This window comes from Xenorhabdus sp. PB62.4 (assembly GCF_014467285.1).
In the GTDB taxonomy this organism is placed as follows: domain Bacteria; phylum Pseudomonadota; class Gammaproteobacteria; order Enterobacterales; family Enterobacteriaceae; genus Xenorhabdus.
Genome location: NZ_NKHR01000114.1, coordinates 1 through 638, shown reverse-complemented (window position 1 = coordinate 638; position 638 = coordinate 1). Strand labels below are relative to the sequence as shown.

Here is a 638-nt window from a genome sequence, read left to right as displayed (position 1 = left end):
AGCGACGGAAACCCAGCGCACAAACCCGTTTATCTTCCGTCACTACTCCCGCGTCAAGCAGTGCCTGCCTCGTAAAGCCGGCTATATATTCCTGATAGGTGTGCGCCAACGGCATCCAACTCAGCGGTGCATAGACCATGCAGTTGGCGACCGGAAGATCCGGTTTCAAGTCGAGGGCTTCCGCCACTGAGGATGGCGGTGTAAATGGGCGCTTTTCAGGCGGGGTGTAACCCTGCGGAGTGCCTGCCTCTGTCCCCCAGAACCGGCTGGATGACACTTGCCCCAGCGCATTCAGGGTGATGTGTTGCTGGTTGTCATTCGCATCCGTTATCTGAACCGGTGTCAGGAAACGGTAATCATAGGTGGCATTCGTGTACAGGCCGGCGGCATCCTGCATGCGAATGACGGCACAGTAATGGGTATCCCAATCAATGGCAGTTTTCCCAATCTGCACCGTAGCGCGCTGGGCCAACGGACGATAAAATGCCTCCGCCCCGCTGTAATCGGTATAGCCCTGACGGGCAACCCAAACCGCCGATTCCGCCCCGGTATTGAACGGTCGAGGAATATACAAATAACCCGCTTCAATTAATTTCTTTTCCAAGGCTTCAGGGGTTAATGTGCCATTAAAGGCCTGC

At 55.5% G+C, this 638-nt stretch carries 1 pseudogene; it reads right to left on the bottom strand.

Going from position 1 to position 638, the window contains the following annotated elements:
- Positions 1-638, bottom strand: a pseudogene (locus tag Xenpb_RS19480) (virulence protein); the annotation flags it as partial.